Raw genomic sequence first — 15,389 nt, 5'->3', positions numbered from 1 at the left:
TAAAAATTTTTAAATGCTTATTGCTTAATAATTTGTTCGAACTTTACCTAATATTTACAATGTGAATTTATTCAAATAGTTTATAATCTCATTAGAATCAATTGGTTTTGAAAAAATATATCCTTGAATTTTATTACAATTAATATCTATTAGCGATTCTAACTGCCGCTTTTCTTCTACTCCTTCAGCAACAACTTCTATCCCTATTTCTTCTGCTAGATTAATTATATTTTTTACAATTGTTAATTCTTTTTTAGATTCATTTATTTTATCAATAAATGATTTGTCGATTTTGATACCATCTATTGGAAACCTAAACAAGTAATTTAAAGATGAATATTTAGTTCCAAAATCATCTATATATATTTTTATTCCTTTTTCTCTAATTTTTTGAAGTGTTTCTATCACATATTCTGATTGACTCATTAAAATTCTCTCTGTTATTTCAATAATAATTTTTTTAGGGTTAACATTAGTATCTTTAATGGTTTTTTCTATAAAACTCAGGAAGTCTTTTTCTTCAAATTGAATTTCAGCAACATTAATTGAAATTGATAAGTCTTCATGTCCAATTTCTTCGCATTGTTTTAATTTTTTGCAAGCTTCTTCGAAAACAAATTTACCTACCTCAATTATCATTCCTGTGTTCTCTAATATATCTATAAAATATGCTGGTGACAAAATCCCTAATTCCTTTTTGTCCCACCTTATCAAAGCTTCCATTCCATAAACAATATTTAACTTACTATCTATTAGTGGTTGGTAATAAACAATAAATTCTTTACGATCAACTGCTTTTTCTATACTATCTATTGCTTCTTTAGTTTTTATAACATAGTTATACATGTTTTCTTTAAAAATTTTATATTTTTCTCTAGTTTGTTGTTTTGCATAGTTAAGTGCTATCTCCGAATATTTAAGAACTATATCTGGTTTGTCACTATCGTCTGGATATGTTGATATGCCTGCCTTTATTTCTATTTTTATTTCATCATTATTTATACTTAATTTACCATCAAATTCTTTTAAAACATTTATGGTATTTTCTTTTTCTTCGTCTTCAATTAGCAAAATTATCTTATCTGCACTAAATCTATAAATTTCGCTTCCATATTTAAGGCGATTATTTATAGATTCAAAAAAGCTATTTATTATTAAATCACCATAATCATAACCGTAAACATAATTGTAATACCTAAATTTTTGTATATCTAATATAAAAATATGAAATTTATTTTTTTCTTTACTATGCTTGTAAAAAAAATCAATGTACTTATCCCTTGAAAAATAGCATTTATTAGCATTTATTAGTCTTATTTCCTTAGAAGTTTTCACAAAATTTACCTCCGGTGGATTATCTTTGTTTAAAAAATTAATTTATTTTATTATTTAATCAAAATAAATATTATGTACAATTTTATTTTAAAATTATTACACATTATTACATTTATCTTAAAAACAAAACAATTAAAATACATATTATGTATTTATTTTTCATAATAATCCAATTAAATTATTAAAAATTGGATTATTATCAATGATATGTTATAATAAATTGTACATAATATTTATAATGACTATTTATATTTTATAAATAGAAAATAAAGGATGGTTTTCCTAAATTTATTAGGAAAACCATCCTTTGTTTTAAAATCTTCTATAGATTGTAAAAATTTTTGCGTAGTAGTTATAATCTATAAAATCACATCTTTTTCCAAATTTACTTCTACATCTTCTTCAGAATCATTTGAAACTCTGGTAAGTAAAGCACCACCCAAAACAAATAATATCAAAATGCTAAATATTCCACTACTTGATTTTCCCGTTATTTGAGTTGCAATAGATATCATAAGTGGCCCTAAAATAGCTGCAAACCTTCCAAAAATATTGTAAAATCCGAAAAATTCATTATTTTTTTCTTTAGGTATGATTTTGCCAAAATAAGACCTACTTATAGCCTGTATTCCACCTTGAGATGTACCTACTAACATAGCTAATATCCAAAACCCAATTATGTTATGAATGAAATTTGCGTATATACATATACATGAATATATTATTATTCCTACAAATAGCATTGTTTTACCCTTAAATTTTTCTGACAATTTTCCAAATATTATGGAGCATGGAAAAGCAACTACCATAGTAAGTAATAAAACTATAAGCATACTCGATGAGCTTATACCAAGATCTGCACCAAATGAAGTTGCCATTGTAATTATTGTATTTACTCCATCTATATAAAAGAAATATGCCAAAAGAAATAGTACTATATTTTTATGCTTACCTATATTTTTTATAGTTGAAGAAAGCCTTTTAAAACTATTTTTAACTATATTGTCTTCCTTTTCTATTCCATATACCTGCTTTACATTTCTAATTATTGGCACAGAAAATAGCGTACACCAAACTGCAGTTATTACAAAACTGATTTTACATGCAGCACCAATAGATATTGGAATCATTTTAAATTCTGAAAGTATTACTATGCTCATACATATTGCAAAAGCTAATATATTGCCTAAATATCCGGCTGCAAAGCCAATAGTTGAAACCATATTCATCTTGCTTTTCGGAGTAACATCTACCAAAAAAGCATCATAAAATATATTACTTCCAGAATTGCCTATAGAACTTATAATAAAAAATATAATTAATATTATCCATGCGGAATCTGGAACCACTCCCATTAATGCTGTAAATATTATTCCTATTATGCAAAACACTTTGAAAAATTTCATTTTATACCCTTTATAATCTGCTATTGTTCCAAGAATAGGTGCAGCCACTGCAATAATTAATCTACTTGCAGAATTTATATACCCCCAATACACCGTAGCCATACTTGATGCTCCACCGGCATTTTCAAATACCATTCTAAAAAATATTGGAAGTATAGTTGTTATTATTATCATACTATAAGTTGATATTGTACAATCATATAATATCCAACTTTTTTCTATCTTATTGTATTTACCCACAATACCCATCTCCCTCATCTAATAAATCATATACAATCCTTCCATCTGTACCTTTGAGTGTTACCCCTAAAAGTCTAGCGATTGTTGGTCCTTCATCAACAAGGTTCATTTTTTCTATAGCTACTTTATTTTTTATTCCTTTACCTGATGCCATAAAAACCGTTGTATAATCGGGCTTGAAAGGTAGATATCCATGAGTTGCCAGTGTATAATGAGACGACTTTTTAATATCATCTTTTGTTATTTTCTTTATAACTTCACCTTTTATTTCATCTTGAAAATAATAAGATTTTTTTGCTTCAAGCATAAGTGAACAATTGGGATCCGCTCCAAATTCGATTGCCTCTTCTCTTGAGTAAATATCTTCTATACAGTCATTTTCATTATTAAATTCTTTAATTATTTCTTTTATCTCTTCTAATATTTTAACGTCATTGTTTTTTATATATACATAAGCAGATCCGTCACAATTTTTTATTATTGCTTCATAACTTGTTATTTTACCTTTTGAGTTGACTTTTATATATCCTTTATCTTTTAAAATTACATTTAGATTAATCACTTTATCCTCATCAATACTACTGTGATCTCCTAAAATTATAATTGTACTTTCTTCATATATTCCCTTTTCCTTTAGTGCTCTAATTATTTCACCTATTCTGTTGTCATGTCTTTTGAGTGCAAGTTTTGCTTCATTTGAACTAAAACCATATTCATGTCTTATACTATCTAAATCTGTATAATGTATTAAATTTAAATCTAAATCTTTATTTTTTATTGTATCCAGTAATGCCTGGTGTGTAAAATTATCTAAATTAGGTTGTTTTACACCATCTCTTAGGTATCCAAATTTCTTATTCATATCATACTGAAACAAAGGATTTCCATTTAATAGTGAAATTAAAATTTGATTTTGCCATGGTCTATTTGCAAATATTTCAGGCATGTTGTATTGTATTTTTGATTTTGCCGTAACTGGCCAAAGAAATGCACCTACCTTCATTCCATCTTGCACTGCCAAATCATAAAATGTTTCTGAATTTATGTTTTTTCTATGCCAATACCAATCAGGTGAATTTCTATTTGGTTGCATTAGTGTATTATTTATTATCCCATGATTTTTGGGATACTTACCCGTAACTATGGATACATGTGCAGGATATGTTAATGTTGGATACACACTATAAACATTTTTGCAGTAGCTAGCTTCTTTTAAAAATTCATTAAAATTAGGAAGATTTTTAATATATTCAAAGTCTAATGTAGATAAGCCGTCTAAAGAAATTACATAAAGATATTTAACAATTTTTTTCATATAAATTACTCCTTCTGAAGTTTTAATACATCCAAGTATATTGTAATTTATATTTTTTATATTAAGATTAGATTTATGTTAAGATTAGGTTATTATACGCTAAAACTTCGCAATCTCTTAACATAAAGAAACTGCGAAGCATAAAATTAAATATGGTATTTTTTATATTTTTAAATTAACTCCACTGTTCTTTTCTTTCATCATTACATCTATTAGATGTACTATTTGTGCCCCTGCTTCTACTGGTGGAGTTCCATTCCTATGAATATTAGAAATAACTGTCCTTTGAGATTCTGGTTTTTTTGTACTGGCTTCGTAAGCCATATAACTACTCATGCTTTCACCTGTGGCAAGTCCAGGTCTCTCACCTATAAAAATTATAGTAACCTCTGCATTTAAAACTTCACTAATAATATCCATAGTTGCAACCCTAGAATATTTAACAAATATAGGTGTCCCTACTTTATAGCCCTTTGACCTTAATCCATCAAAAATTATTGAATATATATCCTTAAGATTTGCATTTATAGCAGTAGAACTAAGTCCGTCACCCGCTATAATTTGAACTTTGGGTGAATGGATACAATTTTCTTCAATATATTTGATAGTTTCCTCTGAGAACTTCTTTCCAAAATCAGGTCTTGTTATATATTCTTCTTTATCCTTAACCAAGGTTTGCACTTTCAGAAATCCAAGTTCATCAATTAATTTTTCATCTACACTTGACCATACTGCATCCATTGCTACAGCATGGTCTGCTCTAAATTTAAGTAATGTATCTGTTTTAAATCTTGGCCCAGATCTTCCTATACATATCCTAGCTTGAGTAGTCTCTTTAAGCTGCCTACACATTTCTTCATCAACTGGATTTTCTATTCTCATTACATTTTCTTTCATTAAACTCACCACACTATCTAAATATAGAAGGATCACCAGCTTTTCCCGTTAACCTTCCATCTTTCATTATTTCTAATTCTTCCATTCTCTTTTCAAACTCATGGATAGCCCTCTTACCAGTTATTTCTCTTAATGATGCAATATCATGATAACTTGAAGATTGATACATAAGCATAACATCATCTCCACCAGGAATACCCATAAGATAATTGCAATTTGCCATTGAAAGCAGCATTGCCAAATTTTCCAGATCGTTTTGATCCGCTTTCATATGATTTGTATAACAAGTATCAACACCCATTGATAATCCTGTAAGTTTTCCCATAAAATGATCTTCAAGTCCAGCCCTTATAACTTGTCTTCCATCATATAAATATTCTGGACCGATAAATCCAACAACTGTATTAACAAGAAATGGATTATACCTTTTAGCAAAACCGTAACATCTTGCTTCCATTACAAGTTGATCCGCATCATTATGTCCCTCCGAGGAAAGTTCTGAACCTTGACCAGTTTCAAAATACATAAAATTAGGTCCTTTAGAGTTCTTTTTTTCTGACATTAATTTATACGCTTCATCTATTAATGATACATTTATACCAAAAGCTCTATTTGAAATTTCTGACCCTGCTAAGCTTTGAAACATTAAATCTATTGGCACTCCTCTCTTTAGTGCTTCCATTTGAGTTGTAACATGTGCAAGTACACAATTTTGCGTTGGTATTTTCCATTTTGTTGTGAATTCGTTAAATTTACTTAGTATGGTTGATACACTATCTATAGTATCTACTACAGGATTAAGTCCTATTACTGCATCTCCAATTCCATAACTTATTCCCTCCATTAAAGATGCCATAATACCCTCAACATTATCTGTTGGATGATTAGGTTGAAGTCTTGCTGAAAGAGTTCCCCTCTTTCCAATTGTGGTATTACAAGTAGCAGTGTTACAAAGTTTTTGTGAACCATATACAAGATCCATGTTGCTCATAAGTTTAGTCACTGCAGCCACCATTTCTGAAGTCAAGCCATCTGTTATTGATTTTATTTCTGCTTCTTCACTTGAAAGTATAAAATCTCTAAATTCTCCAACTGTAAGAGACTTAATCTTTTTGTATTGTTCTTCATTTATAGAGTCTTGAATTACTCTTGTTATCTCATCTTTCTCATATGGAACAACAGGATTTTTCCTAAGCTCTTCAAGTGTTGTATCTGCCAAAACAATTTTAGCTGCAACTCTTTCAGCAGTACTTCCCGCAGAAATACCAGCAAGTGTATCACCAGACTTTTCTTCGTTTGCTTTTGCCAGCAAATCTTTTATATCTTTAAATACATAAACTTTACCAAATAATGTTGTCTTTAAATTCATGAAAATCACCCGTCTCACTTAATTAGATTAGCCCTTTAATGTGCCTTAGATTGCCTCCTCTTGGCTTTCTTCTAAATGCCTTGATGCTGTTAGCTTTGAATATACAATATAGTAAACAAATGCTAATATAAATGCTAATACAACCCAGGATATTGTAGATAAATTTGAATATATTGTTGTTACTAAAAATATAACATTTAATAATAGTGCTATTACAGGTAATGCAATTGAAACCTTGTATGGTCTTTCCATGTCTGGTTCTTTCTTTCTTAAAATAAAGAAGGCAATCATACTTAATGCATGAAGTACAATAGTACCAAAGCAAGATATTACAATTATTGTTGCTGTATTATTTAAAAGTACAAATAACATTCCTATAATACTTGGAAATATTATTGCTGCAACTGGTGCTCCTTTTGAGTTAACCTTTGATAAAAATTTTGGTAAATAGTTTGCCCTTGACATTGCAAATACTTGTCTAGAATAGCCTATTGTTAATCCATGAAGACTTGCTACAAGACCAAATAGACCTATGAAACTCATAAATTTCGATAGTATGTTCCCTTTTCCAAATATAACATCTAACGTATCTGGAATAGGTGAGTTTGTAACACCTAATGTTTTATTATCAAGTACTCCAGCTGTACAGACAAAAGTAACTAAAGCTAAAACCATAAGTGTTGCCATTGCGATTATAAAACCTTTTGGTATATCCCTTTTAGGATTCTTACATTCTTCTGCAGACATTGCTCCGCCTTCAGCTCCAAGATAAAACCATATAGCAAAAGGTATAGCATTAAAAATTCCTGTAAAACCGCCTTTATATATATTTCCACCAAAAATCTTTACAGGCTGCACATGCCCTGCAGTTGCACCAGCAAAAATTATAAGTCCAATAATTGCTACTATTGTAACAACAGTTTCAATAATGGCTGCTGTTTTGACTCCAAGACAATTTACCACTACAAATATTCCATAGAATACAAGTGCAGCTACAGTTACGGGGATTGTTGGAACAATAAAATTAACATATGCACCAATTGATATTGCTATAGCTGGTGTTGCAAATAAAAATTCTATTACACATGAAAACCCAGCAAAAAAACCACCGACTCTTCCCATTGTTCTTGCTGCAAATTCACCTGAGGCATCTGCTTTTGGCATTGCCGTTGATAATTCTGCATAACTAAACATAAATGCACCATAAAAAACAGTTACTATCAATATCGCAATTATAAATCCTACAGGACTTGTAAACGTCATTGCATTATTCCACCCAAAATACATTCCGGATATAACCATACCAACTATAATTGCCCAAAGCTGAAAGGGTGATAATGTCTTTTTTAATTCATTTGCCATAATAATTCCTCCTATAAATTAAATATTAATGTTTTTATAACAACTGGCACTACACTCGATATAGATTTACCAATATCAACGTAATCTCCATTTTCTACTTTAATTCCATCTATACAAATTACTTTTTTAGAAGCATTTACAATGTTTTTTATTGTTTGGCCAAGAGCTTTCGCAAAATCATTTTCTACTATAACAATAATTGGATCACTCCTATGTTTTAAAGCCTCTACTATAGTACTTGCTATAGCTTTCACCTCTTCATATGATGGTGACTTCTCACCTTTAAACGCAAGTGCTATATTTGAATTTTCATATAACTTTGTTTTATTAATAATATTATTTATAATAATTCCTTTACTGCCTTCTGACAATTTTACAATAGGCACATTTTTAATTGGTAAAATTTCATCATCAAAAACTATAGTACTTCCACTTATAGCCATTGAATGACTTCCTGCACCAATTACAGTAGCCCTTATTTTTTCTTTAGGTTCAATTATTTTAAGACTATGTTCTTGAAAAATATTTCTTATAGACCAGCCTAGAAGTGGTCCAATATCGCCATACTCCATAAGTTCAGATATTTCATTTACATCATTATAACTATAAACAAATTCAGAAACTCCTCCAGAAAACATAACCTTCTCTGCTGTTAACACCTTATTATTATGTTCTATAAAAAGTTTACTTCCTGCTTCATCTAATTCTTCATTTTTTACTATTTTTAAAAGTGTACTAGCCAAAAAATTTGTTACTCTAACAAGTTCATTAAAATCTGGTATGCTTTCAATTGCAAAATGCAAATTTAAGCTTTTCAATATAGGTAAAATCTTTTTTGAGATGTAACTTATACTAAAATCTTCATTAAAGCGAATAAGCCTTCCTCCAATATTAAGTGCAAAAGCATCTATAACTTCTCCATCCTTAAAAGCAACTGAATTTGTTGTCCCCCCACCAATATCAAAGTTCACAACTTTTTCTCTTGTTTTTTTAGAAACTTCTGAAGCTCCTGCACCAAAACCTGCAAGTATAGCTTCTAAATCCGCCCCTGCAGTTTCTACAACAAAATCTCCTGCAAATTCCGAAAGAGCAGCTAAAACTTCCTCTGCATTTTCTTTTCTTGCTGTTTCCCCTGTAATTATAATAGCTCCTGTACGTATATCCTTTTTTTCTATGAGTGCATTTTTATATTCGGCTGATATGATTTTCTTAATTTTAATAAAATCTATCTTTTCATCTGAAACTAAAGGTGTAAAGTATATTTTACTTTTATAAATTATTTTTTTGTCCGTTATTTTTATATTGGGAATGGAGAATGCTCCTGCAGTATTACAAACTGTAATTTTGCTAAATATCAATTGGGTAGTTGCTGTACCAATATCTATTCCTACACTTAATATTATTTCTTTCACCTTAAATTTACCTTCCTCCTTTTTACATAAAATTTTTAACAAAAAAGAGCCCAAACATTTTTTTATATATGTTTAAGCTCCATTGCTCTATCAAACTACTATTAAATTAAAATTTTTTACACTATTGAACTGTTAAACTAATGCCCCGTTGCACTAATTTATGAATCTAGTCTAGCATAATAATTTATCAATGTAAACCCCATTTTTATTGTATTTTAATAATTTTTATAGATTTTATTGCTAATTGTTAAAATAAAACACTGATTTTGTACCATTATCATTAGATTTAATATTTATATTTCCATCCAATTTGTCTTTTATTATACTCTTAACAATATTAAGTCCAAGGCTTTCATTTTTTAAAAGATTTACATCAAATCCACTTCCATCATCACTAATGGATATATTTGAGCATGTTTGTCCCTTGTTTATTGTTATCTCTATAATTCCTTGAGCCTTATCATTAAATGCGTGCTTAAGGGAGTTTTCTATAAGTTCGTTAACAACAATGGCAATAGACGTTGCCTTATCTGAATTTACTTTCAAATTGTCTCCCCTCAATTCTATTTTTATTTTTTTATTACATTGAACCGAATTTCTCATGGCATTGTCTTTAATTTTTGATAATATAGTTTTTATATCCGCATCGTCTATACCTTTTTGTGATAATACTTCATGAGTTGTAGCTATACTTAGAATTCTATTTATACTCTCTTCGAAGGCCTTCTTAGCCTGAACATTATCTATTCTCCTTGATTGTAACCTTAATATACTAGCTATTGTTTGAAGATTATTTTTAACCCTATGATGTATTTCTCTAATTGCTACTGCCTTTAAAATTAATTCTTTTTCCTTCTGTTTTATATCAGTTAAGTCCTTTATTAAAATAATAATTCCATATATGTCTTCTGATTTTTTTGTAACCGCATATTTAATTTGTAAAACTAATTTACCTACGTTTGACTCTACTACTATGGATTTTTTTTCTTTGATGATATCTTTAAATTTAATCTCATTTAATACAATATTATCGAAGGACATGCCTACGATTTTGTCTTTATATCCTAATTTTTTATATAATTCTTCTGCTTTATAGTTTGAATAAATACAGATACCAACTTCATTTATGGCTAAAATTGCATCATTAATTAAATTGTACGCAACAGCATTTTCATAATCTGGATCTTTTATATTCATAAGTGTCTCTGAAAGTTGTTCTGTTGTTTCAGATAAGATTTCCACATTACGACTTTGGCTTATATCTTCAGTTATATCCTTCTCCATAATTAAAACACCGATTATTTTTTCATTCTTATTTTTTATTGGAACGGTATTTTGTTTAACAACTATGTTTTCTTGAGTAGTAGCCTTTAAATCTGTAGTTTCAACTCCTATTTCTAATGTTCTTAATGCGGCTGGCTCATTTTGTCTTAATGCAATTTCTCCAACAACGCATCTTTTATAAAGCGATTTACAATTTGTTGGTTTTGCCTCAGAAACTACAATTGCTGTATCTGGATCTCTAGTTAAGCAATCAATAAATATGTCTCCTTTAACGAGATTAGAAAACATGTATATTGATTTTTCAATGTTTTCTAATTGTAATATATCCTCTTCTGTTAAATCTGTATGTAATCTGCACAGTTTTTTAAGCATAATTTTATCTCCCACTTTTACTAGGCATATTAAAAAATAAGTAGTACGTATACTAGTTTATTTTTTAATATGCCTTATACTTAATTACATTTTTACAGGTTTCCAATATTGATACTTGTTTATCCATGCTCATTTTTCTAAGTTTTTTATAAGCGTCATTTTCAGTCAACTTATATTTTTCCATCAAAATTTCTTTTGCCTCATGTATAACTTTAGTATTTTTTATGTTTTCCTTCATAAGTTTAATTTCTTTGCCCTTAGAAATTGCAATTTCCACTTGAGGTATAAGTCTATTTTCATCTATAGGTTTTACAATGTACCCTATAACACCAACTTCTTTTACTTTATCAATAAATTCTTTTCCACTATATGCCGTTAAAATTACTATTGACTCTACAACATTTTCTTTTATTAAAAGTTTTGCTGCTTGGATTCCATCTAATTTGGGCATTTTTATATCCATAAGAACAAGATCTGGTTTGAATCTTCTACATAATTCAACTGCCTGCAATCCATTTGATGCCTCTCCAACAACATAATATCCAGCAGATGTGAGCATTTCGCATATATCCATTCTTGTGATTGGTTCGTCTTCTGCTACTATTATTGTATTGCTCATTTTCATAACCACTCCTATCATATATTATGATTTAAACATAAATCATAGATAAATACAATATTTATGGCAAAAAATAAGCTTTGCAATTATCATTATGTTAAAAATTAAAGATTTTTGGTCTTTAGTTTCCAATTTATCACAAGTATTAATTATACTCTTTTTTCATACTAGTTATAACCAAAAACATCATCCCAATTGCAGAAATAACATCGCCAATACTTACTACAAAACTTCCTATTAATTTAACCGGAATGAAATCACACAATATTTTGAAATGAGTTTGTCCATCCATAATTCCATACAATCCTGCCTTACTTATGTTATTTGTAATTCCTGTTATCTTAATGGCATACTCACTAACTGGCATGATTCCACCGTTTGTAAATATAGCAATAGCATTCAAAAGGAACCCTATACCCATTATCAATATATAGTGATTTTCTTTATTTATAAATACGAATATAAATATTAACACATACATAATACCATCAGCCAAATATGTAAAAAAACTAGAAGTTATTATTCCCCTAGTAATCAATATGTTTATTATAAACTCAATAATAAATCCAAATATAATAAGATATATTCCTCTAAATTTAATATTTGATAAATTCTTTAAATTACCTTTAAAAATAAAACCAAGTATAATCCCTGCTACAAGTGCCAATACAAACATTTTTATCTCCTAAACCAAATTTTTATTTTTTAATATATTTAAATATGCTTCAGCAACTTTAGGATGAAATTGTGTTCCTGAATTTTCTCTAATTTCTTTAACAATAATATCTAAAGCAAGAGCCTTCCTATAAGGCCTATCTGTTGCCATAGCATCAATAGAATCCGCTAGTTGAATTATATATACATCCATATTAAGTTCCTCGCCTATTTTACCATCAGGATACCCTTTTCCATCATATCTTTCATGATGATGTAAAATTATATCTAAAAACCCTTGTAAATTTCTAATATCCTTCAAGATATTGAAGCCTATAACCGGGTGCTGTTTAATTTCATCGAATTCATTTTTTGTAAGTTTATCAGTTTTATTTAATATAGCATCTGGAATTCCAATTTTTCCAACGTCATGTAGCATAGCAGCCATATTTAATTTTTCAATTTTCTTTTCACTATACTTTAGATATTTTGCAATTTCAGTTGATATTTCTGCCACTCTTTGCGAATGTCCTTCTGTATATTTATCTCTTGCTTCTATTGCACGCATCAATGCATCCACAGTTTGTACATATTGAGATTTTGACTTAGTATACAGCGAAAATGTATATCTGATTAATGCAATTGGACAAATTACAATTATAACTCCAATATATTTATAATTAATAAACACATATTCCAAAATAATTCCTAATGGAATCATAGCTAGGATATTTAATGACATCAGTTTAACTTCATTGTAGAAACAATAGATTACATTTTTCCCCATAGTAATCCCCTGAATTATTGAAATTAGAAACGTATTAATAAAGAAATTTATAAATCCAAATAAAATTAATTGCAATAAGCTATCAGAGATATCACTAACACCTATTTTCCCACCAGTAATTACATATATAAAATTACCTAAATAAATTGGAAGAATTAAAACACAATAATTAAATACTGTTCCATAAAATGGTGTGTTGAAAAAATGTTTATACCCTTTACCAGCAATTTTCAAAACTCTAAAAGTATATCCTGCTATTAATATAATTGAACATACTAATGGCCCAAACAACACAAAAGTCGCTATAGTTACTACAAAAGTAACACTAAACGATATTTTTTCAAAATATAAAGTAAATGATTCTGTAAAAATTGTAATCATGGAAAAAAACAAAATATCACTGTATTTATAGCCAATTTTTAATGATATAAATTTAGTTTCTATAAAAACCACTAGGGTAATAGCTGTAATAACATATAATGTTATTATATATATCCTTAATTTTAGTGGCAATTTTTTCATTAGTTCTCCTCCTATAATTATATAAAGACCGATTGCTTTATATTAAAATACCCAAGTTGCTTGAGATCCACCAGCTATTGCTAGTGCAAGTATAACTAATAAAACTGTTATTAGATTTCTTTTGTTCATAAAAAATCACCCCCTTAGTTTAGATTTAACAGGGGTTTCTTAAAACCTGTTATAATATAGTTAAATGTTTAAAATGTAATCGGTCTTTACATCTTATTTATGTATTTAATTTAATTGCTGTAGTTAATATAATTAAAATATTAATATCAATTATAACATCTTAAATACAAAATACATATAAGTTTAGGAACTTTTCACCTTCATTATTCTACATTTATACTAACAAACCCTTTAAAAAATATTATTTTTTAAAAATTAATATTTTTAATCACATTAAAAGTTATACTTTAGATAATATTAAATATTAATTAGATTAAAATTTTTCCCTATTGTTAAATACTATATAATGTAGTAAGCTAATAGCTTGATAGTAATTATAAGGAGATATTTAAAAAATGAATAATTTATTTGAAGAACTTGGATTAAAACATCCTTTACCAGAAGGTTTAACCCAACTAGAAATTACAAAGCCAACGGATATACAATCTAAAGTAATCCCCATGGCTATAACTAATAAAGACATTATTGCTAAATCACAAACTGGAAGTGGCAAAACCTTAGCTTACTTACTGCCTCTTTTTGAAAAGATAGATGTTACTAAAAGAGAAATGCAAGCAATAATACTAGCACCTACCCATGAACTAGTTATGCAGGTTTATAAAACTATAACTTCATTAGTTGATGCCTCTGGTATTGAACTCAAAGCAGCTTCTGTCATAGGAGAAACAAATATAAATAGACAGATAGAAAAGCTAAAAGAAAAACCTCATATTATAGTTGGTACTCCAGGTAGAACTTTGGAGTTAATTAAAAGAAGAAAACTCTCAGCTCATACAATAAAAACCATAGTAATAGATGAAGCTGACAACCTTTTAGATAGCAATAATATTGATACAATTAAATCTATAATTAAAACAACCTTAAAAGAAAGACAATTGCTTTTATTTTCTGCTACAATTTCGGATAAAACTATTGCTACAGCAAAAAACTTTATGAGCGAACCTGTTGTTGTAACATCTGAAGATAAAAACCAGGTAAATTCTAACATAGCTCATTATTATTTTACATGTGATAAAAGAGATAAGATAGAAGTTTTAAGAAAGCTTGTACATGCAATAAATCCTCAAAAAGCCTTAGTTTTTATTAATAAAAGTGATGACATCGAAATTACTACATCTAAATTAAAATATCATAAACTTAGTGTAGAAGGAATTCATGGCACAAACATAAAAGAACACAGAAAAAAGGCACTGGATGATTTTAGAAATGGCAAAATTCAACTTTTGGTTTCTTCTGACATTGCAGCTCGTGGACTTGATATAAAGGGTATAACACATGTATTTAACTTAGATTTACCTGAACATCCTACTAATTATTTACATAGAGTTGGCAGATGTGGTAGAGAAAAAGAGGAAGGTTTAGCTATTACTATTGCTACTCCTAATGAATTATCTCTTTTGAATAAATATGAAAAAACTTTCAATATAAAAATAGAACATAAAGATATGTATAAAGGTAAAATTATAAATTGTAAAACCAAATAACTAGACTCCATGTTGTTTCTTGGTATAAAGAAATTGCGAAGCAACTGGTTAAAGATTTTTACTCTACTGCGTGAGTAAAAAGGTGAAAGATTGCCAGAGTGGCAAGATTAAAGAATTAACGATGATACCGTTAATGGTGAGA

At 28.5% G+C, this 15,389-nt stretch carries 12 protein-coding genes; 1 reads left to right on the top strand and 11 read right to left on the bottom strand.

Features of this window, described 5'->3' with window-relative positions; all coding sequences use genetic code 11:
* Positions 1-54: 54 nt before the first annotated feature.
* From B8978_RS08000 to B8978_RS07950, 11 genes are all read right to left on the bottom strand, one after another.
* On the bottom strand, positions 55-1,335 hold the full coding sequence (locus tag B8978_RS08000) for a putative bifunctional diguanylate cyclase/phosphodiesterase (RefSeq protein ID WP_084115131.1): 1,281 nt from the start codon (positions 1,333-1,335) through the stop codon (positions 55-57).
* Positions 1,336-1,694: 359 nt separating this feature from the next.
* A complete protein-coding gene (locus B8978_RS07995; protein ID WP_084115130.1) occupies positions 1,695-2,981 on the bottom strand; it encodes an MFS transporter in 1,287 nt (428 codons plus the stop codon).
* Positions 2,974-4,296: an alkaline phosphatase family protein gene (locus B8978_RS07990; RefSeq protein ID WP_084115129.1), complete on the bottom strand. Its 1,323-nt coding sequence runs from the start codon at positions 4,294-4,296 to the stop codon at positions 2,974-2,976. The genes B8978_RS07995 and B8978_RS07990 overlap by 8 nt, the downstream gene beginning before the upstream one ends.
* 162 nt (positions 4,297-4,458) lie before the next feature.
* Positions 4,459-5,178, bottom strand: a complete 720-nt coding sequence (gene eutC, locus B8978_RS07985) for an ethanolamine ammonia-lyase subunit EutC (RefSeq protein ID WP_423236713.1) — start codon at positions 5,176-5,178, stop codon at positions 4,459-4,461.
* Positions 5,179-5,206: 28 nt separating this feature from the next.
* On the bottom strand, positions 5,207-6,562 hold the full coding sequence (locus B8978_RS07980) for an ethanolamine ammonia-lyase subunit EutB (RefSeq protein ID WP_084115127.1): 1,356 nt from the start codon (positions 6,560-6,562) through the stop codon (positions 5,207-5,209).
* Positions 6,563-6,607: 45 nt separating this feature from the next.
* Positions 6,608-7,924, bottom strand: a complete 1,317-nt coding sequence (eat, locus tag B8978_RS07975) for an ethanolamine permease (RefSeq protein WP_084115126.1) — start codon at positions 7,922-7,924, stop codon at positions 6,608-6,610.
* 11 nt (positions 7,925-7,935) lie between these two features.
* Positions 7,936-9,336, bottom strand: a complete 1,401-nt coding sequence (locus B8978_RS07970) for an ethanolamine ammonia-lyase reactivating factor EutA (protein WP_084115125.1) — start codon at positions 9,334-9,336, stop codon at positions 7,936-7,938.
* A gap of 240 nt (positions 9,337-9,576) precedes the next feature.
* Positions 9,577-10,992 carry a sensor histidine kinase gene (locus B8978_RS07965; RefSeq protein WP_084115124.1) on the bottom strand — a complete coding sequence of 472 codons (1,416 nt, stop codon included), beginning with the start codon at positions 10,990-10,992 and terminating at the stop codon, positions 9,577-9,579.
* Positions 10,993-11,056: 64 nt separating this feature from the next.
* Positions 11,057-11,611 (bottom strand): ANTAR domain-containing response regulator, encoded by a 555-nt coding sequence (locus B8978_RS07960; protein WP_084115123.1) that lies wholly within the window; start codon positions 11,609-11,611, stop codon positions 11,057-11,059.
* Between the two features lie 145 nt (positions 11,612-11,756).
* On the bottom strand, positions 11,757-12,287 hold the full coding sequence (locus B8978_RS07955) for a DUF5317 family protein (RefSeq protein WP_084115122.1): 531 nt from the start codon (positions 12,285-12,287) through the stop codon (positions 11,757-11,759).
* A gap of 9 nt (positions 12,288-12,296) precedes the next feature.
* Positions 12,297-13,574 (bottom strand): HD-GYP domain-containing protein, encoded by a 1,278-nt coding sequence (locus B8978_RS07950; protein WP_084115121.1) that lies wholly within the window; start codon positions 13,572-13,574, stop codon positions 12,297-12,299.
* A gap of 524 nt (positions 13,575-14,098) precedes the next feature.
* Between B8978_RS07950 and B8978_RS07945 the strand changes: the two genes are divergently transcribed.
* Positions 14,099-15,247 (top strand): DEAD/DEAH box helicase, encoded by a 1,149-nt coding sequence (locus B8978_RS07945; RefSeq protein ID WP_084115120.1) that lies wholly within the window; start codon positions 14,099-14,101, stop codon positions 15,245-15,247.
* Positions 15,248-15,389: the final 142 nt, after the last annotated feature.

It is taken from the genome of Clostridium acidisoli DSM 12555 (assembly GCF_900176305.1).
GTDB lineage: Bacteria > Bacillota > Clostridia > Clostridiales > Clostridiaceae > Clostridium_I > Clostridium_I acidisoli.
Note: the sequence above shows the minus strand (reverse complement) of the source record. Positions and strands in the feature narration are given on the sequence as shown.

Bases quoted from the DNA above. Each gene is read 5' to 3' on its own strand.
- B8978_RS07990 (WP_084115129.1), bottom strand. From the start codon at position 4,296: ATGAAAAAAATTGTTAAATATCTTTATGTAATTTCTTTAGACGGCTTA.
- eutC (WP_423236713.1), bottom strand. From the start codon at position 5,178: ATGAGAATAGAAAATCCAGTTGATGAAGAAATGTGTAGGCAGCTTAAA.
- B8978_RS07980 (WP_084115127.1), bottom strand. From the start codon at position 6,562: ATGAATTTAAAGACAACATTATTTGGTAAAGTTTATGTATTTAAAGAT.
- eat (WP_084115126.1), bottom strand. From the start codon at position 7,924: ATGGCAAATGAATTAAAAAAGACATTATCACCCTTTCAGCTTTGGGCA.
- B8978_RS07965 (WP_084115124.1), bottom strand. From the start codon at position 10,992: ATGCTTAAAAAACTGTGCAGATTACATACAGATTTAACAGAAGAGGAT.
- B8978_RS07960 (WP_084115123.1), bottom strand. From the start codon at position 11,611: ATGAGCAATACAATAATAGTAGCAGAAGACGAACCAATCACAAGAATG.
- B8978_RS07955 (WP_084115122.1), bottom strand. From the start codon at position 12,287: ATGTTTGTATTGGCACTTGTAGCAGGGATTATACTTGGTTTTATTTTT.
- B8978_RS07950 (WP_084115121.1), bottom strand. From the start codon at position 13,574: ATGAAAAAATTGCCACTAAAATTAAGGATATATATAATAACATTATAT.
- B8978_RS07945 (WP_084115120.1), top strand. From the start codon at position 14,099: ATGAATAATTTATTTGAAGAACTTGGATTAAAACATCCTTTACCAGAA.